Origin of the sequence: Hymenobacter sp. BRD128 (assembly GCF_013256625.1) — a bacterium.
Taxonomy (GTDB): Bacteria; Bacteroidota; Bacteroidia; order Cytophagales; family Hymenobacteraceae; genus Hymenobacter.
The window spans coordinates 3,086,904-3,106,512 of the sequence record NZ_CP053908.1 but is presented as its reverse complement, the minus strand read 5'-3'; the positions used below and the strand labels follow the sequence as shown (position 1 = coordinate 3,106,512).

15 protein-coding genes are annotated in these 19,609 nt (G+C 62.7%); 6 read left to right on the top strand and 9 right to left on the bottom strand.

Going from position 1 to position 19,609, the window contains the following annotated elements:
- Positions 1-3: 3 nt before the first annotated feature.
- Positions 4-804, top strand: a complete 801-nt coding sequence (locus GKZ68_RS13730; protein WP_173115737.1) for a DUF2490 domain-containing protein — start codon at positions 4-6, stop codon at positions 802-804.
- Here GKZ68_RS13730 and GKZ68_RS13725 read toward each other — a convergent pair.
- From GKZ68_RS13725 to GKZ68_RS13710, 4 genes are all read right to left on the bottom strand, one after another.
- The gene (locus GKZ68_RS13725) at positions 801-1,238 is read right to left on the bottom strand and encodes a hypothetical protein (protein ID WP_173115736.1); all 438 of its coding nucleotides are present in this window, start codon (positions 1,236-1,238) and stop codon (positions 801-803) included. The genes GKZ68_RS13730 and GKZ68_RS13725 overlap by 4 nt on opposite strands.
- 126 nt (positions 1,239-1,364) lie before the next feature.
- The gene (locus GKZ68_RS13720; protein ID WP_173115734.1) at positions 1,365-1,682 is read right to left on the bottom strand and encodes a septum formation initiator family protein; all 318 of its coding nucleotides are present in this window, start codon (positions 1,680-1,682) and stop codon (positions 1,365-1,367) included.
- A 147-nt stretch (positions 1,683-1,829) separates the two neighbouring features.
- Positions 1,830-3,101, bottom strand: a complete 1,272-nt coding sequence (gene eno / locus GKZ68_RS13715) for a phosphopyruvate hydratase (RefSeq protein WP_173115732.1) — start codon at positions 3,099-3,101, stop codon at positions 1,830-1,832.
- Positions 3,102-3,248: 147 nt separating this feature from the next.
- Positions 3,249-4,310 carry a glycosyltransferase family protein gene (locus tag GKZ68_RS13710; protein ID WP_173115730.1) on the bottom strand — a complete coding sequence of 354 codons (1,062 nt, stop codon included), beginning with the start codon at positions 4,308-4,310 and terminating at the stop codon, positions 3,249-3,251.
- A 281-nt stretch (positions 4,311-4,591) separates the two neighbouring features.
- Here GKZ68_RS13710 and GKZ68_RS13705 point away from each other — a divergent pair, with 281 nt between their 5' ends.
- Entirely contained in the window at positions 4,592-5,533 is a 942-nt protein-coding gene (locus GKZ68_RS13705) for a hypothetical protein (RefSeq protein ID WP_173115728.1), read from the top strand.
- Between the two features lie 68 nt (positions 5,534-5,601).
- On the opposite strand, the gene GKZ68_RS13700 is transcribed toward GKZ68_RS13705, so the two are convergent.
- From GKZ68_RS13700 to GKZ68_RS13680, 5 genes are all read right to left on the bottom strand, one after another.
- Positions 5,602-6,900, bottom strand: coding sequence for a pitrilysin family protein (locus GKZ68_RS13700; protein ID WP_173115726.1), 1,299 nt, complete (start codon positions 6,898-6,900; stop codon positions 5,602-5,604).
- 160 nt (positions 6,901-7,060) lie between these two features.
- Positions 7,061-8,287: a type IX secretion system outer membrane channel protein PorV gene (gene porV, locus GKZ68_RS13695; RefSeq protein ID WP_173115723.1), complete on the bottom strand. Its 1,227-nt coding sequence runs from the start codon at positions 8,285-8,287 to the stop codon at positions 7,061-7,063.
- 122 nt (positions 8,288-8,409) lie between these two features.
- Positions 8,410-12,522 carry a type IX secretion system sortase PorU gene (gene porU / locus GKZ68_RS13690; RefSeq protein ID WP_173115720.1) on the bottom strand — a complete coding sequence of 1,371 codons (4,113 nt, stop codon included), beginning with the start codon at positions 12,520-12,522 and terminating at the stop codon, positions 8,410-8,412.
- Between the two features lie 90 nt (positions 12,523-12,612).
- A complete protein-coding gene (locus GKZ68_RS13685; protein ID WP_173115718.1) occupies positions 12,613-13,371 on the bottom strand; it encodes a phosphatidylcholine/phosphatidylserine synthase in 759 nt (252 codons plus the stop codon).
- A gap of 131 nt (positions 13,372-13,502) precedes the next feature.
- Positions 13,503-14,147: an MBL fold metallo-hydrolase gene (locus tag GKZ68_RS13680; protein ID WP_173115716.1), complete on the bottom strand. Its 645-nt coding sequence runs from the start codon at positions 14,145-14,147 to the stop codon at positions 13,503-13,505.
- A gap of 82 nt (positions 14,148-14,229) precedes the next feature.
- Between GKZ68_RS13680 and GKZ68_RS13675 the strand changes: the two genes are divergently transcribed.
- The 4 genes from GKZ68_RS13675 (at position 14,230) to GKZ68_RS13660 (ending at position 19,588) form a co-directional block, all read left to right on the top strand.
- Positions 14,230-15,318 (top strand): FAD-binding oxidoreductase, encoded by a 1,089-nt coding sequence (locus tag GKZ68_RS13675; protein ID WP_173115714.1) that lies wholly within the window; start codon positions 14,230-14,232, stop codon positions 15,316-15,318.
- A 193-nt stretch (positions 15,319-15,511) separates the two neighbouring features.
- Positions 15,512-17,545, top strand: a complete 2,034-nt coding sequence (locus tag GKZ68_RS13670; protein WP_173115712.1) for a PD40 domain-containing protein — start codon at positions 15,512-15,514, stop codon at positions 17,543-17,545.
- 5 nt (positions 17,546-17,550) lie between these two features.
- Positions 17,551-18,813, top strand: a complete 1,263-nt coding sequence (locus tag GKZ68_RS13665) for a hypothetical protein (protein ID WP_173115710.1) — start codon at positions 17,551-17,553, stop codon at positions 18,811-18,813.
- Positions 18,814-18,910: 97 nt separating this feature from the next.
- Positions 18,911-19,588, top strand: coding sequence for a heme exporter protein CcmB (locus GKZ68_RS13660; RefSeq protein ID WP_367949163.1), 678 nt, complete (start codon positions 18,911-18,913; stop codon positions 19,586-19,588).
- The last annotated feature ends 21 nt before the right edge of the window (positions 19,589-19,609 follow it).

Sequence of the window (19,609 nt, the reverse complement as noted above, 5' to 3'; positions counted from 1 at the left end):
AAAATGAATACTTCCCTGCGTTTTGTGTTGCCTGCGTCGCTGGCCTGGCTAGCCCTCGCCGCGCCCGCTGCCGCCCAAACCACCCGTCTGATTGACCATAATACGCTGGCGTGGTTTACTTATAGCGCTGACCACCAGGTGGCAGCCAAGTGGGCCGTGCACACCGAGGCGCAGTGGCGCCGCGTGCAGGCTGGCGGCCACCCGCAGCAATTGCTGTTGCGCCTGGGCGGCGTGTATGGCCTGGCTAAAGACGTGCAGCTGGGCGGTGGCTACACGTATTTCGTCACCTACCCCTATGGCCGCTATCCTACTGCCGAGCTGGGCCAGCCCACGCCCGAACACCGGGTATATGAAGACGTAACCTTCGGGGCCGATTACGCCCGGCTGCACCTGACGCATCGCCTGCGCCTAGAGCAGCGCTGGCTAGGCCTGCTCGACCCCGCCCGGCCCACCGAGGTAGCCAGCTGGCAGTACCAGAACCGCGCCCGCTACCAGCTGGCCGGCCAGGTGCCACTGCAAGGCGCCACCCTCGACGACCACGAGTGGTACGTAACGTTCTTCGACGAGCTGTTCATCAGCTTCGGGCCGAATGTGGGCCAGAATGTGTTCAACCAAAACCGGCTTTCGGGTGGGCTAGGGCACCAGTTCACCAAAAATTTTCAATTGGAGCTAAACTACTTGAATCAGTGGACCCAGCACGATACCCTGGACGAGGCCACCGGCCGGCCCGTATTCGAAAACAACAACGGCTTCCGGCTCAATGTGGCTTATAACCTGGACTTTACGAAAGCCCACGCCAACTAGCGCCGCCGCAGTCCAAAGCCCAGCACGGCCCGCGCCGTAGTGTCGCGAAACAGCACTTCGAGCAGCACCGGTGGCGGGCGCCGTGCCGAGTCGCCGGCAAAGGCAAAGCGGCAAAACCACTGGTTGGGCCGCCGGGCGCCACCTAGCCGCGTCCCGATTTGGTAGAGCTCGATGGCCGGCCCCCGCGCCTGGCCCTGCTGCCACAGCGGCCGGGCCGCCGCCTCAAAGGTCGGTAGTGGCACGGCCGCCCGCACCTCGGGGGCTAGCCGGCGGTAAGCGGCCGGGTAGTCGGCCCGTAGTATTTCCAGCAAAAAGCGCCGGGCTACCTGCGGCTGGGTGGGCGCCGCCGGCTGCGCACCCAGCAATAGCCCCAGCACCATTCCCCAGCCGGGCCACTGGCCTGGCGGCACAATACGAAATAATAGCCTGGGCATGGCCAAAAGTAGCGCAGCAAGGCCTGCTGCTTGCTGGCTAGGGTATGGGTAGTGCGCCATGCAAAACGCCCGCTATTGCAAAATAGCGGGCGTTGTTGGGTAGGGCAGGGGCAAGCCCGCGCGGGGCTAGTTCTCGGTTTCCTTAGGTACCAGCACGAATACGTCCTCGCCGGGGCGCTTCATGAGGTACTTTTCGCGGGCAAACTTTTCGAGCAGCGCCGGCGAGCTCAGGAGTTCGGCGCGGTCCTTTTTCACGCTCTCAATATTGGCTTCGTAATACTCTTTTTCGGCCCGCAGCTCGCGCCACTTGTGGTACATATCGTACTGCTTGCCCAGGTCGTTGGAGTCGAACACGGTCATCCACACCACAAAGCCGACGGCCGTGAGGAAGTAGAAATTGCGCAGCACGCGCAGCACGGGGCTAAGTAGGGCGGGGAGCTGCATCTTTCAACTAGGGTTATTAAATACAAAAGAACGTCCTGCTTACTACCGTCTGCAAAGTGAAGCAGCTCGGCCGGTTAGCAATTCTAACGGCGCTCCAGAGATGCTTCGCCAGGTTCAGCAGGACGTTCTTTTTCAACTCACCGCAAGCTACATTTTCTTGCCGGGAAAGTAAGCCGTTTCGCCCAGCTCTTCCTCGATGCGGAGCAGCTGGTTGTACTTGGCCATGCGGTCGGAGCGCGAAGCCGAGCCGGTTTTAATCTGGCCGGTGTTCAGGGCCACGGCCAGGTCGGCGATGGTCGAGTCTTCCGTTTCGCCCGAGCGGTGGCTCATGATGGACTTGTAGCTGTTGCGGCGGCCCAGGTTCACGGCGTCGATGGTTTCGGTGAGCGTGCCAATCTGGTTTACCTTGATGAGAATGGCGTTGGCAATGTGCTCATCAATACCGCGTTGCAGGCGTTCCACGTTGGTCACGAACAGGTCGTCGCCCACGAGCTGAATTTTTTTGCCTACCTGGTCGGTAATGCTCTTCCAGCCGGCCCAGTCATCCTCGGCCAGGCCGTCCTCGATGCTGATGATGGGGTATTTCTTGGTCCAGTCTACCCAGTAGCTCACCATTTGCTCGCTGGTTAGCTTGTCGCCGGTGCTTTTCTTGAAGTGATAGTGACCGTCCTCAAAAAACTCGGAAGCGGCGGGGTCGAGGGCAATCATTACCTGCTCGCCGGGCTTGTAGCCGGCCTGCTCGATGGCTTGCAGCACCAGTTGGATAGCCTCTTCATTGCTCTGAATATCAGGGGCAAAGCCGCCTTCGTCACCCACGTTGGTGCTCAGGCCTTTTTTCTTCAGCACGCCCTTGAGGGTGTGGAAGATGTCGGTGCCCCAGCGCAGCGCCTCCGAGAACGAGCTAGCGCCCACCGGCATCACCATAAATTCTTGGAAGTCAATCTTGTTGTCGGCGTGCGAGCCGCCGTTCAGGATGTTCATCATGGGTACGGGCAGCGTATTAGCGCCCACGCCGCCTACGTAGCGGTACAGCGGCTGGCCCAGCTCCTGCGCCGCCGCGCGGGCGGCGGCCAGGCTCACGCCCAGAATAGCGTTGGCGCCCAGGTTGCCCTTGTTGGCGGTGCCATCCAGCTCACGCATGATTTTGTCAATCAGCGACTGCTCATACACCGAGAAGCCCACCAGCTCTTCGGCAATCTTGGTGTTCACGTTTTCGACGGCTTTCAGCACGCCCTTGCCCTGGTAAACGGCCTTGTCGCCGTCGCGCAGCTCTACGGCTTCGTGCACGCCGGTGCTGGCGCCGCTCGGCACCGCCGCGCGGCCCACGGTGCCCGAATCGGTAGTTACGTCAACTTCAACGGTCGGATTGCCGCGCGAATCAAGAATCTGGCGGGCATGAATGGCTGCGATGTAGCTCATGTTGGGGTAAAGGAAGATGAGAGGTGCAAATGTAGCCGCAAGTAGCTTGGACTTTGCAGTCCGGGCCCGAGCGCAGCGAGCGTGTCGGACTGGATGACCCTAACGCAAAAGATTCGCTGCGCCCGCGCCCGGACTACAAAACCCGAGCTACACCTCGGCCAGCAGCTCGGCTAGCCTCGCAAACAGCACCTCGTTGCCAGCTTGCTGGTAGCTAGCCAGCGCCGCCTCAAATTGCGGCAGCCCGGCCAGAAAAGCCTGCACATTTTCCGGCGTAATGGCCTCAAAATGCCGGCCGTAGCCGCGCTTTTCAATCTCGGCCGCGTTCAGCCACTGCTCAAACTGGGCCGGAATAGGCACCGCGCACACTGGCTTGTGCAGGTACACTGCCTCCGAAATCAGCGAAAAGCCGCCGTTGGTGAGCACCGCCCGGCAGCCTGCCAGCTCGGCGATAAAGCCCGCCTCGGAGAAGGACCGCAGCAGCACGTTGCCGTGCGCCTCATCTTTATTGAAGCCGTAGACCCGGAATTCCTGTTCCGGCATTTGCTGCAAGATGTCAGTCAAATCGGCTTGCGTAGTGGCCGACTGGTACACCAGCACGTAGTCGCCCCTGGTAGGCTGGCTAGCCTGAATTTCGGGCCGGATAATACTGGGCACCAGCGTGGTGCGCTCGGCGTAGCGCGGGCGCAGCGGCAGCTCAAAAAATGTGGTAATGAGGTAGTGCCGGGCGCGCGGCAGCTTGGCTCGCACCAGGTAGCGGGCCAGGTCGTAGTGCTCGCGCTCGGCACTCGGTATAGTTACATCGAGGCGGGCGCGGCTGATAATCTGCATGTTATCAATGCTGATAACCGGCACCCGTAAGAACTTGGCAAAAAAGTAGCTGAATGACTCAAAATCGGAAATCACCACCTCGGGCCGGAAACCGTGCAGCAGCTGCCGGTATTGCCAGAAGTTGGTTTGCAGCGCCTCGGGCGCCGTGCGCAGCGTGAGGCCCAGCGTGCGCGACTTCGACACCGTGAGCTTTTTATAGGCCAGGTGAAAGCCTTTGATTTCGAGCACCCGACCCGGAAACGTCTTATCGAGCAAGGTAAAGGCCCGCGAGCTGCTCACCACGCGCACCTCGTGGCCCTGCGCCAAGAGCCAGGCAATGAGAACTTTGCTGCGCGTGGCGTGGCCGAGGCCCTCGCCCGGCACGCCGTAGAGAATGGTCATTTAAGGAAGAGTAGAAGTTAAGAATGAGGCGGGAAGAGCGGCAAGCTACTGCCGAAGCGCAGGCAGCGGCCGGCCCAGGCTAGCCACGCCCCGCGTAATAGTCCTGGCGCCATTGCTGGCAGCGAAAAAAATGCCTCCTGGTATACGCTAGCCAGTAGCTCGGCAGTTTAAAGCCCGGCCGGCCTGGCGGTGGCCGGCCAGGGCGCGGCGGCGGGGTTGGCCCGGTTTTCGTACAGCGCGGCGGTAGCTTCGGCCTCGCTCCCGTTTTTCTTGTTGCTTATATGCATACTTCTGCACCTACTTTTTGGTTGGGCCGGGCGGCAGCCCTGCTGGCTTTGGCGGCCACGGCCTGCACCGCGCCGCGCGGCATCACTACCTCGGGCAAGGTAACGCCGCAGGGCGAGTTTCGGCTAGCCTACAACCAGGGCTTCAACGTGGGCTCGGCTCCTTTAAGCAAGGCTGGCTCGGCCGTGAAAAGCGCGGCTAGCCAGCTCGGCGGCCGGGCTGCCAGCGGCGACACCGTGCGCTACTCGGGCTCGGTAAGCAGCTTGCAAACGGCGGCGCTGGCGTATTTGCTTGACCCCTTGCAAACCACCGCCGACTTCAGCATCCGCTACGGCGTGGTGCCGCGCCTCGACGTGGGCTACAAGTTTGCATTCGGCTCGCACGTGTTCGATACGCAGTACCAGCTGCTCGGCCCCACCGGCTCGGTCGAAAACCCCGAGCGCGGGGCGGCTGGTGGCACTACCTATGCCAGCATCGGGCTGCAATACGCCATCCAGCGGGCGTCGATACCCAACCTGCCGTTTTTGTCGGATGCCAACAACCTGCTGGGCCTCTCGGCCTCGCGCCACGACATTCTGATTCCGCTCACTATCAGCCAGTCGCTTGGGCCGGAGGAAAGCATCGGGGCCATCAGCTACGGCGCCGTATACGCGCACTCGTGGGTGAGCTATGGTTTTCAGCCCAGTAATCTTTATAACCGCGCTGGTACCGGCCGGCTGCCCACGCTCGAAAACCAGAGCCGCAATTTCTCGTCCTACGGCCTGTTTCTCAACCTCAAGCTGGGCTACAAATACGTGTACGTAGTGCCCGCCGTGAGTATCTACTATCAGAATTATGGCGACTACATGCTGCTCGACGGCAGCACTGCCTCGCTCTCGGGCGTCACGTTTATCCCGTCGCTGGGGGTGCAGTTCCGCATCCCCAACCTGTCGCGGTAGGGCATAGTGATTCAATGTTTGTCGTGGCGAGCGCCATGACAAAGCTATAATAAGCTCAAGGTCAGCGGCTAGGCAGGCTGCGGCACCGCGCCGCCCGCCACCACGGTCAGCATATCGGCGGGGCTTAGGTAAGTGCGGGCCAGCGCTTGCAGCTCTGCGGCGGTGGCGGCCTGGGTGCGGCGCACCAACTCGGCGTAGTAGTCGGGGCGCAGGCCGTGCAGCACCACGTAGCGGTAGCGGTCGGCCTGCTCAAACACGGTGGCAGTTTCGCCCAGCAGCTTGCCGATGGTAAAATTTTTCACGGTTTCGAGCTCATCGCTGCCCAGCGGCTCAGTTTGGAGGCGGGTCAGCTCGTAGGCGATTTCCTGGCGGGTGGCGTCGGCCTGCTCGCCGTTCACATCGGTGCCAATAACCAGCGAAGCCGCCTGCTCGCGAGCCACCACGCTGGCATGAATGCCGTAAGTAAAGCCCTTGTCTTCCCGGATGTTGCGCATCAGGCGCGAGCCGAAGTAGCCGCCCAGCACCTTCACCAGCAGCAGCAGTTCGGGCGTTTGGGCCTCGGTGAGGGCCGGCCAGCGCCGCCCCACCCGTAGCGAAGCCTGAATGCTGCCCTCGACCGGCACCGTAACCAGGCTAGCCGGCGCGGCGGCCGGGCTAGCGGCCGGAGCCCCCGCCACCGCTAGGCTAGCGGCGGCCGGTTGCCACGCGCCCAGCGCGGCGGCTACCTCGGCGGCGCTGGCAGCCACGTCGCCGCTCAGAAAAATCTCGGCGCCGGCCGGCGCGTAAGCCGTGGCGTGAAAGGCGCGCAGCTCGGCGGCCGTGAGTTGGTTGAACGAGGCGTCATCGAAGGGCCGGCCGTAGGCCGAGTTTTCGCCAAAAAGCTGGCGGTTCATTTCTTCGCTGGCCCGGAAGCTGGTTTTCTGGCGCTCCACGCGCATATTCTGGCCGATGCGCTGCTGCATCTGGCGCAGCTCGGTTTCGGGAAAGCTGGGGCTAGCCAGCACTTCCTGCACCAGCGGCAGCAGCGCGGGCAGGTGGCGGGCCAGGCAGTAGAGCGTGAAAGTGGCGCGGTCGGGGCCGGCCTCGCAGTCGAGCGAGGCGCCGTAAAAGGCCACCGTATCGGCAATTTCGCGGGCCGAGTGCGTGGCGGTACCCTCGGTAAGCATGCGGGCGGCTAGCTGCGCCAGGCCCGGCTGCGGCTCCTGGCGCTTGCCGGCGGGCAGCACCACTTGCAGGCGCAGCACGGGCTGGGCATGGTGGGCCAGTAGGTGCAGGCGGGCGCCGTTGGGCAGGTGGCTGACCGTGGGCGTGGGCAGCACAAGCTGGGTAAGCGGAAAAGTGGGCGGGGGCTGAAGGCGGTTGAGCACGGGCTAAGGAGAAAATAGCGGCTATTAAAACATAAAGAACGTCATGCTGAGCTGGCTGCAGCAGCTTTCTCGTGCCGCTAGGGTCACCCCCCAACGATGCGAGCAAGCTGCTACGGCCAGTTCAGCACGACGTTCTTGCTAAACGCTGCTGGCAGCGCTATTAATTCGGTAGCGTGCCCTGGGTGCCGCCGGCGCCCTTCTCGTCGAAGGCATCGGCTAGCTTGTTCAGGTTGAAGTGCAACGATACCCGGATGGTCTGGGCCAGCGGATTAGCCTGCGAGTTGGGCACCAGGTAGGTGCCATCTACGCCAAACACCGAGAGCTTGGCGCCCAGTCCAAAGCTCAGGTACTGACGGTCGCCGGTATGCGGGTTCTCGTAGAAGTAGCCCACGCGCGCCGCGATGGTATTATTGTACCAGTATTCGAGGCCACCGTGGAGGTTAATTTCCTGCAACTCACCTTTAAAGCCGCTCGGTGCATCGCTGAACGAGTTGAAAATACCCGACACAATGCCCTGCTGCTGGCGCTCCTTATTGGTTTGAGTCACTCGATTTACCTGCGTAATGTCTTGAGCATTATAAGGGTCCTCGTAGTAGGGCGAAGGCACGAGCAGCTTGGTCGCGTCGAAAACCAGCGTAATCTTATTGTAGGTGTCGATTTCGCGGGTCAGGGCCGTGCCCAGGCGTAGCTGGGTGGGCAGGAAGCTGGCGTTGGTAGGGTCGCCATACACCATCTTGTTGCCGATATTGGTGATGGCGGCGCCGAAGGCCAGGTTGTACACGCCCGTGCCGATGGTGGCGTCCTTGGTGTAGTATAAACCCAGGTCGGCGGCGAAAGAATTACCAGCCTGCGCGTCGTTGCCGGAGTAGTTGCCCACCAGGTTTGAGCGCACGTAGCGGGCCGAGATGCCCACGCCAAACGCCTCGCCCAGCTTCTGGCCATACGACACCGTAAAGGCATACTCCTTGGGGTTGAACGAGCCATTGGGCAGGTTGCTGCCGTCGCGGTAGTCAATCTGGCCCAGGCTGAAATACATCAGTGAAGCCCCGATGGCCCCGCGCTCGCCCACCTTGCCGTAGCCCGAGAGGTAGCTCAGGCTCATGTCGTCGGTTATCTGACGCAGCCAGGGCGAGTAAGAGGGCGAAACAGCGTATTTATAATCTACAAAGCCCAGCTTACCAGGGTTGTAGAAAGCTCCGTTGGCATCGGGCGAGGTAGCCACCCCGGCATCACCGAGCGCCGCGCCCCGGGCATCGGGGCTGAGCGTGAGAATGGGTACCGCCGTGGTAATGGTATGCGTTTGGGAGTTGGCTACCTGGGCTAGGGCAGCCGGGGCAGCTAGTGCTAGCAGGGCCGACGCTGCGCCTAGCGTACGAAGAAAGGTCATATGGTTTGGTAAAGAACTATTTATAAGAGAATTGGCACCCGGCGAAGGGTTGCAAAATGAAGAAAAAAGAATGCGCCGATGGGCATCAAAACAAAGCGAATAAGAGAACGGCCGCTTGCCGCTTAATTCAACAAAACTAGCTTCTCAAACTTGGTGGCGGCCTGGCCGTCGGGAGTGCGCACACTCACGCGGTACACGTACACGCCCCGCGCCAGCTGGTCGTTGTAGTCGTCGCGGCCATTCCAGGTCAGCGAAGGGTCTTGCAGCGTGCTAGGTACGTGGCTGGTGCTCACCGGGATTGTGGCGCGCAACGTTTTTACTAGGCGGCCCGCCACCGTAAAAATCTGCACCTGCACGTCGAGCTCCACGCCCGGCCGCGACTGGTCAAAATGAAACGTGGTGATGTTACTGAACGGATTAGGATAGTTCAGTACGTGGTCGAGGGCTAGCTGAGCCGATTGCTCCGCAATAAAGTCAATCGTTCCTTCCGCCGAATTATTGTAGGTGTCCCACGCTTTTAAGCGAATTGTGTGCGGGCCGGGCGCCAGGTCTTTGTAGAGGTAGCGCACGCGGCCCGACATAAAATTGTCAACGTCAGCCGTGTATGATTCATTTACGGTTACGACCTTGGTCGGGTCGTTGTCGAGCGTGGCCGTGATGTCGTGCCCGATGCCGGCGCTCGACGTATTAATGCCCGACTTGTCGGTGAGGTGGGCAATGAGCAGCGGGCTCAGCCCCGTGATGCCGCCCGACACGAACGTTTCGTCGGTCATAAAGAGCTGCACCACCGGCGGGGTAGTGTCGCTAGGGGCCCGGCGCGAGGCCCCGCCCACCAGGGCCGGCTGGTAGCCCTGGGCATCGACCTTGTTGACCATATCCTGGGCGTAGAGGCTGATTTTGCCCGCCCCCACATTATAGGCAATGTCCTTGGGCACCACAAACTTGACCGAGAAGCGACCCGCGCGCACCGTAGCCTGCCCGCCGTAAATAACGTTTTCCTGCGTCTGGACCGGCACTCTCGCCGAGCCCATGTCGCCGAGGGTCGTTACGGTCACGGGCTTGTCGAAAATCGTGATGTCGGCCGTGCCGCCGAAGGTGGTATTCAGCACGCCAGCGTTTTCGATGTGGCCGCTCAGCCGCACCTGGCCCAGCGCCTGGAGCGCCTGCAAGGTATCGGTGCTGGCCACGCCCGCCTGCACCCGGCGGCCGTTAATAGAGTCGAGCACCACGCGCTGGCTAGGGTAGGCGAGCCGCGTGGTAGGGTCGGCCAGCAGAGTATAGTTGCGGTTATTGATGTCGCCGCCCGGCGATTGGTTCTTGGCGGTGCTGGCCGCAAAGCCTAGGTAGGGCAGCGCGCCGGCCGCGTTGCGGGCCAGCACTTGGGTGTAGAAGTTGTTTACTACCTGAGTGTTGAAGGTAGAGTACACTACGCGCGTGGTCGTAAACAGGCCCACCGCGCCACCAGTGGCATTGTCGGTCAGCACCAGCTCGCCGGCCGAGGTTAGGTCGGGGTTATCATACGTGCTCAGGTCGCAGGTGCCGGTCACGAAGAATGTGAGCCGGTTCTGGTTGTGGAGCGCCAGCAGCGAGGCCCGGGTAATAAGCTGCTCATCAGCCAGATAATTTGGACTGCCGTGGCCGGTGTAGCCCACCATGAGCGAGCCCTGCTCGATGGACTCGTCGATGGCAGCCGTGGCGGCCGGCGAGCGCTGCCCGGCCGCCAGGCTCACCTGCGGAAACAAGTCGAGGTAGTCTTTACGCAGGTTGTAGGCCGGCTCGGCCTGCTTGATAGTGGGGGCGAAAATCGTTTCCGATTCTACGGCAAACTCGTTGGTTTTCTCCACGTCGGTGTCGTCGGCGGTGAGCGTGACGTAGTTGCGCCACTTGCCGAAGCTAGCCGGCGCGTCGTAGGCAATCAGTTTATCAACCACCTGCCGGGCCTGGCTGTCGTCGGTGCGCTGCCCCACGATGGTGCGCACCGGCAGGCGCCCAATGCCGATGTCGGTAGCCTCAAACGTGGCGTTGTAAGTTTCGAGCCATTCGCCCTCGCTGTCGTCGAGCAGGCCATAGTAATCCTCTGAGGAATAGCTGCTTTCGCCTTCGATATTGTTGCGCCCGGTATACTGCTGCACCGGCAAAAACGACTCGCGCGACTCGTAAGTAGGCACGAAGTTCTGGTTGGCCGCGTCGGGATTGTTGCTGGTCGTGAAGGGTCGGCGGCTAGCCCACCACGCGGGTTCCTGGGCGGCATCGTTGTAGGGCGACGCCTTGTAGTCATACGAGGCATCGCCGAAGAGCAGCAGGTAGTTGCGGCGGCTGGTGGGGTCGGGGTTGCGGTCGTACACCTGCTTCATCAGGTCGCGGATGGCCGTGCCATCCTGCCCGCCCGAGCTGAATTCGTTGTACACCTCCTGGGTCGTGGCCACGGCCACTTGCAGGCCGTTGTAGTCGCGGCGGTGCTGGGCCAGCCGCTCGGCCTGGGCCCGGAAGGGCGGGTAGGTCACAATCACCAAATCGAGCTTGCCGTCTTTGTTAAAAGCGTGCAGGTTCTGGTTGGCGATTTTGCCAAAAAGCCGGGGTGCGTCGAAGGTGCCGGTAGGCTGCACGGCCACAAACTCGCGTAGCGAGTCGGTGTAAGCCAAGAAGTTGCCGCTGGCATCGAGGGCTTGGCCTAGCGGGCGGCGTGGGTTAGTCACGTCCCATACTTGCGCGCCACTGGCGTTGGCTAGGGTGAAGGTGCCCACCGTGCCCGCCCCGCGCTGGTAGTTTAGAGAATTAAATTCGAGGTACGAGCCGCTGAGTCGCAGCTGGCGCTTCACCACCAGCTCCAGGTAGTCGAGATAGCCAGTGCCGGTGGGGTCGAAAGAAGAGAAGGCTAGCGTCACCTTCGGGTCGGTGAGGCCAGTCGGGGTAAGGGTAGTAAAAGTGCGAAAATCATTGACCGCCACCGAATTAAACGAGCCCGTGGGCAGGCCTGGCAGCGACTGCGTACCCAGCTGCACGCCGCTCAGCGATGCCGTAAAAGTACTGTTTTGCAGGGCCGTGCTGGCCACGGCCACGGTCAGGCGCAGGGTGTCGCCGGCTACCAGGTCGGTTAGCGCCGGGTAGCCATCGGCACTGAAAGTGAAGTCGCGCGAGGGGTTAGTACTGTTTGTAAACGACTCGCCCAGCCAGCGCCGGCCCGAGCGCAGCACGTTCACGAGGTCGTGCTCGTAGAAGCGACGGTCCAGAAACGTGGTAATGGCCGCGCCCGTGGCCGCCCGGCTAGGGGCCGCCGCCGTGGCAATGCGCCGCCCGTTGGCAGGGCCTACCCGCACGAAATAATAGGCTGTATCAGAAAAAAAATTGTTGAGGTGCTTAAAGCGCCCGCCTTCGCCCAGCAGCCCATACAGGCCCGGCTGCGCCAGGGCCGCCGCCCGCGCCGGCTGGCTGGCCCGCCAGGTGTGCGGCCCTTTGGCATAAAACAAGAAGTACTCGTTGGCGTCGAAAACTCCGTCGTTATTGCCCACGAAAAGGATAGTATTCTCCGCCAGGTCGTCGGGGCGCGGGGCCGAGTTGGCCTGGGGCAGCAGCCCCATCGCGTTGCCGTAGAGCTGAATGCGGCGTGGGTCGAGGCTAGCCACCGGTAAGCCTAGATTTTTGAGGGCCGTCTGGTCGAGCTTATACACGCCGCTGCGCGGCACGCCGATTTTATACCAGTCGCCGCTGCTCAGCACCGACGTATCGAGGTGGCCGCGGGCGGCGGTGCGGGCGGTGGCGGCCGGACTGGCCGCCGTTTGGTAGGCGTAGGTGAACGATAGCAGGCGCTCGGCCTGGCCGGTCTGCGGGTTGCGGCGCACCGGCTGCACGAGTACGTAGGAATAGGGCCGCCGCGCTTCGAGGCCGGTGCGCACCTGCACGGCCGGCGCGGCCGGCAAGACAATATTCCCCAGAAGCTTAACGTCGGCCGCCGGGAAGGCTTCGTACACGGCATCGCGCAGCTCGCCGCTGGCTACGGTGCCGGGCAGGCGCAGGGTGTAGGTGCCGATTACCTGGTTGGGGCCGTGGTAGGCGCCTTGGAAGCTGGGCACCCGGCGCGGCTCCGCATCGGGGTCGGCGGCGGGGTTGCGCAGGCTGGCGTAGGTAGTCCAACTGAGGGTTACGGGCACCGTTTGCGCGCTGCTGCCCTGGGCGCGGGCGGGCAGCACGAAGCTAGCCAGCACCCCCAGCAGCAGCATCGAGAAAAGGTTTCGCATAAATACAACCAGCTTAGGCCCGTGGGCACTACTCAAAAATACGCTGCCGCCCGCGCATTATTGCACCGGTAGCGTGCGCGGCGGCCCCGCTTATTGCGGCGCCGGGGGGCTGGGCTCCAGGCCCTCACGGCTGCGCACCCGGCCCGGCACCGACAGCAGCACATACAGCAGCACCGCCAGCGGAATTCCCGCCGCCCGCAGCGTGAGTACCAGCACCAGCGCTAGGGCCACAAAAATGAACCGCCGCCGGTTGCCTAGCCACTTCAGGTTCTTGAATTTGAGGGCGAAAAGGGGCAATTCGGCCACTAATAAGCTGGAAAGAAGGATTGTGAGACCTAGCAATAACCAGGGCCTCAGCATTATATTTTCTAATCCAAATTGGTCGTTAGCCAAAATAAGCGGCAATGATGCTACGACCAGCGTGCAGGCCGGTGTAGGCAGGCCAATAAAGGAAGTAGTCTGCCGGGTATCGTTATTAAACTTGGCTAAGCGTAGTGCGGAGAAGATAGTGATGATGAAGCCCAAACAAGGCGCGAGAACCCACAGGCTAGGCAGTACAAAATCCGATTCTTCAGGCCTAGGTGCGACGGCTTGGCTAAGTAATTTAAACATTATCGCTCCTGGCACCACCCCAAACGACACCATATCAGCCAGCGAGTCAAGGTCTTTGCCGATGGGTGAAGACACGCGCAACGCCCGCGCCAGCAGCCCGTCGAAAAAGTCGGCCACGGCGGCCACGCCCACCAGGTAGGCGCCCATCACCAGCTCGCCCCGGAAGATGAACGTGAGCGCAAGGCACCCGCACAGCAGGTTGAGGCAGGTAACGGCGTTGGGGATATGTCTTTTCAAGAGCGAGTCATGTCAAGATGAGCTTGCGAAGCATCTTATCACATTCGCAAGACTAGGATTACTGATTGCCGACGAGCGAAGCCGTGATAAGATGCTTCCTTCGTCAGCATGACCGGAGGTAGAGCTGGAGCTTATGTCAAAAACGGGTTGCCGCGCCGCTCGGCCCCAATAGTCGTGCTCGGGCCGTGGCCGGGGTACACCACCGTTTCATCGGGCAAGGTTAGCAGCTCGCTGGTAATGCTTTGAATGAGCGTGTTGTAGTCGCCCCCCGGCAGGTCAGTGCGGCCGATGCTGCCTTTGAAGAGCACATCGCCGCCCACTAGCTGGCCGCCCGCCGCATCGTAGAGCACCACGTGGCCCGGCGCGTGGCCGGGCGCGAAGCGCACCTGCAACTCGCTCTCGCCCAGCTCGACTACCTGGCCGGCGGCCAGCTCGCCGGTGGGCTCGGCCGGCTCGTAGGCCGAAAAGCCGTAGGGTCCGGCATAGGTAGCCACGGCGCGCAGCGTGGGCAGGTCGGCGGTGTGCAGCAAAAAGGGAATGCCGGGGTACTGCTTCAGCACGAAGGCATTGCCGAGCACGTGGTCGATGTGGGCGTGGGTGTTGAGCAAAAACTGCACGTCCAGCTTTTCCTGCTCGATGTAGGCGCGCAGCGTGTGCTGCTCGGCCGGCGAGTAGGCGCCCGGGTCCACGATGGCCGTGGCGCGGGTAGCCTCGTCAATGAGCAGATAGGTGTTTTCGCTGAACGCGTTGAAAGTAAAAGGAACAATCCGGAGCATGGCGGCAAAGGTATTAGCCCCGGCCCATCGGGGCCGGGCCTCACCCGCCGGCCAGGGCTAGCGGCGTACTTTGCTGCTGCGAATGACTGATTTTACCGACTACGATTACCTGCTCATTGGCCACGGCATTGCCGGGGCGGTGCTGGCCCGCGAGCTGCGCGGCCGGGGCCAGCGCGTGCTCGTCTACGACGAGCCGCGGCCCGACGCAGCCTCGCGCGTGGCCGCTGGCCTGATGAACCCCGTGGCCGGCAAACGCTTTGCCCTCACCTGGCGCGCCCACGAAACCCTGCCCACGGCCGTGGCTTATTACCAACAGCTTAACGAAGAATTGGGCGAAGAATTTTTTCTGGCTAGCCCCATTCTCAAGGTCTTCGGCTCGGCGCAGGAGCAGGCCCAGCTGCTAGCCCGCGCCGCCGAGGGCGACCCCTGGCAGGGCTTCGTAGAGAAAATTGAAACCGCGCCCATCGCGCGGCCCGGCCTGCTGGCCCCGCACGGCGGCGCGTGGCTGCGCGGCGGCGGCCACCTGCGGGTAGAAGCGCTGCTGGCGGCCCTGGCTAGCCGCGCCCGCGCCGAAGGCTGGCTGCGCGAAGAAACTTTTAACTGGCAGCTGCTCGTTGCCGACGGCACGGGCGCCACCTACGCGCCGGGCCGGTTGCGAGCGCGCCAGGTGGTGTGCTGCGCGGGCGCGGCGGCGCTGGCTAGCCCGTACTTCGGCTGGTTGCCGCTCACCCCCAACCAGGGCGCGGTGCTCGACGTAGCGGTGCCCGGCCTCAGCGCGGCGCAGGTTCTCAATCGGGGAGCCTACGTGGTGCCGGCCGTGGCCGAAGGGCAATTCAGGGTAGGCGCCACCTACCGCTGGCCGCCCTTTGCCGAAGCGCCTACCGACGACGACCGGCGCGAGCTGGCCGGGCGGCTGGCTAGCCTTACGCCTTTGCCTTTCGAGGTGCTGGGCGAGCGGCGCGGTGTGCGGCCCGCCGTGCGCGACCGCCGCCCGCTGCTGGGCCGCCACCCGGCGCTGCCCTGGCTCAGCCTCTTCGGGGGCTTTGGCTCGAAGGGCGTGAGCCTGGCCCCGCGCCTGGCTAGCCTGCTGGCCGACTACCTGGACGGTAGCGGCGAGCTGTGGCCCGATGTTACCTTAGCCCGCTACTACCCGCTTTTTGCGGCGCGCTAGGCCAGCCCGGACACCAGACCGGCCCCTGGCTGCGTTAAGAATAGAAACCCGCCGAATAACCCTTTTTGCGGGGTTTACTCGGTTTTGCTCCCGCCCTTTCTGCCATAATCTGACGCTATTTGCTGTGAATTTCTTCCAACTCTTTGGCCGGCGACCGGCTGGCTCTCTTCGGGATAAAAATTTAGCGCTGGCAGTGGGGCTACTCGGGGTGTTGGCGGCCGCGCCGGCCCGCGCCCAAACCGCGCAGGAGCCGTTTGGCCGGGTGCGCATTCAGTACAAAAAATTCCAGTGGGAGCAGTTTTCAACCCAGAATTTCAACGTCTACTTCTACGCCGGGGGTGAGGCCAGCGCGCGCCGCACGGCCCAGTACGCCGAGCAGGAATTGCAGCGCATTACGGCGCTGGTGGGATACTTCCCCTACAGCAAGACCACGCTCATGCTCTACAACTCGGTGGGCGACCTGCGGCAGAGCAACATCAACTTGCCCGTGGCCAATGCCGTGAGCGGCGGCGAGGCCCAGCTAGCCCGCCAAACCAAGGTCGAAGTAGCCTTCACCGGCCGCCAAACCGACTTTAAGCGCGACCTGAGCTACCAGATAACCCAGGTGCTGCTCAATGACATGATGTACGGCGGCTCGCTGCGCGAAGTGCTGCAAAGCAACTACTTGCTGCAGCTGCCCAGCTGGTTTGTGGACGGCGCCTCGGCCTACGCCGCTGAGGGCTGGAGCGTAGACATGGACGCCTATATGCGCGACATGGTGCGCGAGTACCCCACCGGCAACCGCACGGCGCCGTTCTTCCTGCGCAACCCGCGCCTGGCCGGCCACAGCATCTGGAACTACATTGCCGAGCGCTACGGCTACGGTACGGTGCAGAACGTGCTGAATCTCACGCGTATTACCCGCGATGTGGAGGTGGGCATCTCGTCGTCGCTGAATGTGCCGTTCAAGGTCTTTTTGCGCAATTGGGTAAGCTACTACCGCGACATCAATACCGGCGGCTCGCTGGCTAGCCTGGTGGTACCCACCGAGGCCAACCGCATCAGCACCCGCAATAAGCGCGGCCTCGACGTGTTTTCGCAGCCTGTGTTCAGCCCCGACGGCCAGCACCTGGCCTACGCCGTGAACGACCAGGGCCGCTACCGCGTGGTGGTGGCCAATCGCGACGGCTCGCACCGCCGTACCATTCTGCACGGCGGCTACCGCACCCCCGACCAGCAAATCGAAAACCGCCTGCCGGTGCTGGCCTGGCGCGGCAGCTCGCAGCTCGCCGTGGCCGAAATGCTGCACGGCCGCATGGTGCTGCGCCTGCACGAGGCCCTGAGCCTCGACCTGGCCGGCCGCCTCAGCCGCACGTTGCGCCTGCACCCGCCTACCACCATTTTCGCGCCCTACGACCAGGTGCTGGATATGAACTACTCGGCCGATGGCAAGGCCTTAGTATTCACGGCGGTGCAGAAGGGGCAGAACGATATTTACCTGCTGCGGGCCGGCAGCCGCCAGCCCGAGCGCCTCACCAACGACCTGTTCGACGACCAGCAGGCGGTGTTTTTGCCCAACGGCCAGGAAATCGCCTTCAGCTCGAACCGCTACCTCGACTCGACGGGCCGCGCCCGGCCCGCCACGTTCCCCAACGTGGTGAATAATTACGACATCTTCCTCTGCCACCTCGACGGGCGGCCCATTCCCATCGAGTCGCTTGTAAGTACCATCTCGAACGAAACCCGGCCCCGGCCGCTTTCCGACGACGAGCTGGTGTACCTGGGCGAGGAAAATGGTATACGGGGCCTGTTCCGCTACTCGCGCAAAACCGGCCAGCACCAGCCGGTGAGCAACTTCGCCAACAATATTCAGGATTTTGACCTGAGCCAGCCTTCGGGCGCGCTGGCCTTCATTCCGCAGGTGCAGGCCCGCGACCTGCTGTACCTGTACCCGCAGTTCCCGCTGCCGACCGACCTGACCGTGGGCAAAACCTCGCGCCAGCGCATCCTGGAAAACCGCTCGCAGCCCGCGCCTACCCCGGTGCGGCCCGCTGCCACGGCTCCTGCCGCGCCGGCTACGGCCACCGCCACTACTTCGGCTGCCGAGGGTGCGCCGGCCGCCGCAGGTGCTTCGCCCGCAGCAGCCACGCCGGCCGTTCCTACGCCGGCTAGCCCCACGGCCCGCGCCGCAGCAGCACGGCCCCGCTTAACCCGAACAACTATCAGTTTGAGGAAGATGAGGATGTGACGCCGGTGCGACCCCGCCGCAGCGCCCGCGCCACGCCGGCCACCTCGGCGGCCACGCGCGCCGTAACGCCCACCGTGGCCGGCCCCTACCGCTACGACACGCGCTTCATGGCCGACAACCTGGTGACGGGCGTGGCCATCGACCCGCTGCTGGGCTTCGGCTTCTCGCTCCAGGCCAATTTGTCGGATGCATTTGAGAATCAGCGATTTCAGGCTAGCGTATTTGCCCAGCTCGACCTGCGCACGAGCAATATCAACGTGTCATATACCAACGTGACGCGGCGCTTCGACTGGTCGGTGGCGTATCAGAAGCAGGCCTACTTCTTCGATGCCGGTGGGCTGGGCCAGCAGTTTCGCTACGGCCGCCACTCGCTGGCGCCCACCATCGCCTACCCGCTCACCCACAGCCTGAGCTTGCGCGGTGGCCCGCGCTACGACAACATTGCCCGCTCACTCACGGGCGTGGCCTCGACCGACTACGACCTAACCCGCAACTACGTGGGCTTCAATGCTGAGCTGGTGTTTGACAACTCGCGGGCTACCGGCGTCAACATGCTGCTGGGCACGCGCCTGAAAGCCGGTGTGCTGCAAATGAACGACGTAGCTACCAAGGGCAACAACTTCGGGAAGTTTTACATCGACCTGCGCCACTACCAGAAAATTCACCGCTCGCTGGTCTGGGCCAACCGCGTCAGCTACGGACAGTTTTTCGGGGCCGCCGAGGCTGGCGACAGCCCGCAGCAGGTGTTCCGCCTGGGCGGTATGGACAACTGGGCCAACCAGCAGTACTACGACCAGCGCCTGCTCACACCAGCTGGCCAGACTGTGCCCGACCCCACCAGCATCTTTTATCAGCAATTCGTGACCAACCTGCGCGGCTACGACTTGAGCCGGCAAACGGGTACGCGCTACGTGCTGCTGAATAGTGAGTTGCGATTCCCGATTGTGCAGTATTTCTCGAATAAGCCCATCTATTCGGGCTTCTTTCGCAACTTGCAGCTCGCGGGCTTTTTCGATGCCGGTACGGCCTACCGGGGCACCAACCCGTTTGGCGAAGACAACTCCAACTCCACGGTGAAATTTGGCGGCAACGGCAATCCCTTCTCGGGCACTGTTACCAGCTACACCAGCCCCCTGCTGATGGGCTACGGCGTGGGCATCCGCTCCACGGTGCTGGGCTTTTACACCAAGTTTGACCTGGCCTGGGCCCGCGAAAACTACGTGACTACCAAGCCTAAACCTTACTTCACGCTCGGCCACGATTTTTAGAAAAAGGGAGGAGTTAAAAGTTATGCGTGATGAGCTAGCGGTCAAGAATCACCAACTCATCACGCATAACTTTTAACTCCTACCTACCTTTGCGCCCGTGTCGCTGCCCGCTGAAATTTGGTTGTTGCTGCTGAAAGACCTGCGCCTGGAGTGGCGGCAGCGCAGCGCGCTAGGGGGCTTGCTGCTTTACGTGGGTGGCACGGTGTACGTGAGCTACCTCAGCTTCAGCTTTCGCGGGGGCGCGCCGCCGGCCCCGGCCTGGAACGCGCTGTTCTGGGTTATTCTGCTCTTTGCGGCGCTGGGCGCGGCCGGGCGCGGGCTGGCCCAGGAGTCGGCCGGCCTGCGGCTGTACTACTACACCGTGGCGCGGCCTGAGGCCGTGGTGCTAGCCAAGATTATCTATAATGCATTGTTGCTGTTGGCATTAGCCGCGCCGGGGCTGCTGCTCTACACGCTGCTGCTCGGCAACCCGGTGCAGGACTGGCCCACCTACGCGCTTAGCATCGGGCTGGGGGCGGTCAGTCTGGCCTCGTCGCTGACGCTGGTGGCGGGCATTGCGGCGCGGGCCGGGCAGGGTGGGGGTGGCACGCTGCTGGCGGTGCTGGGTTTGCCGGTGTTGGTGCCCGTGCTGCTGCTGCTGGTGAAGGTAAGCAAAAACGCCCTCGACGGCCTGCCCTGGGAGGCTAGCCAAAGCTCCATTATTACCCTGGTGGCCCTGAACTTTATCGTGGGCGCGGTGTCTTATCTGTTGTTTCCATTTCTGTGGCGCAGCTAAGGCCTGCCCGTTTTTACCGAT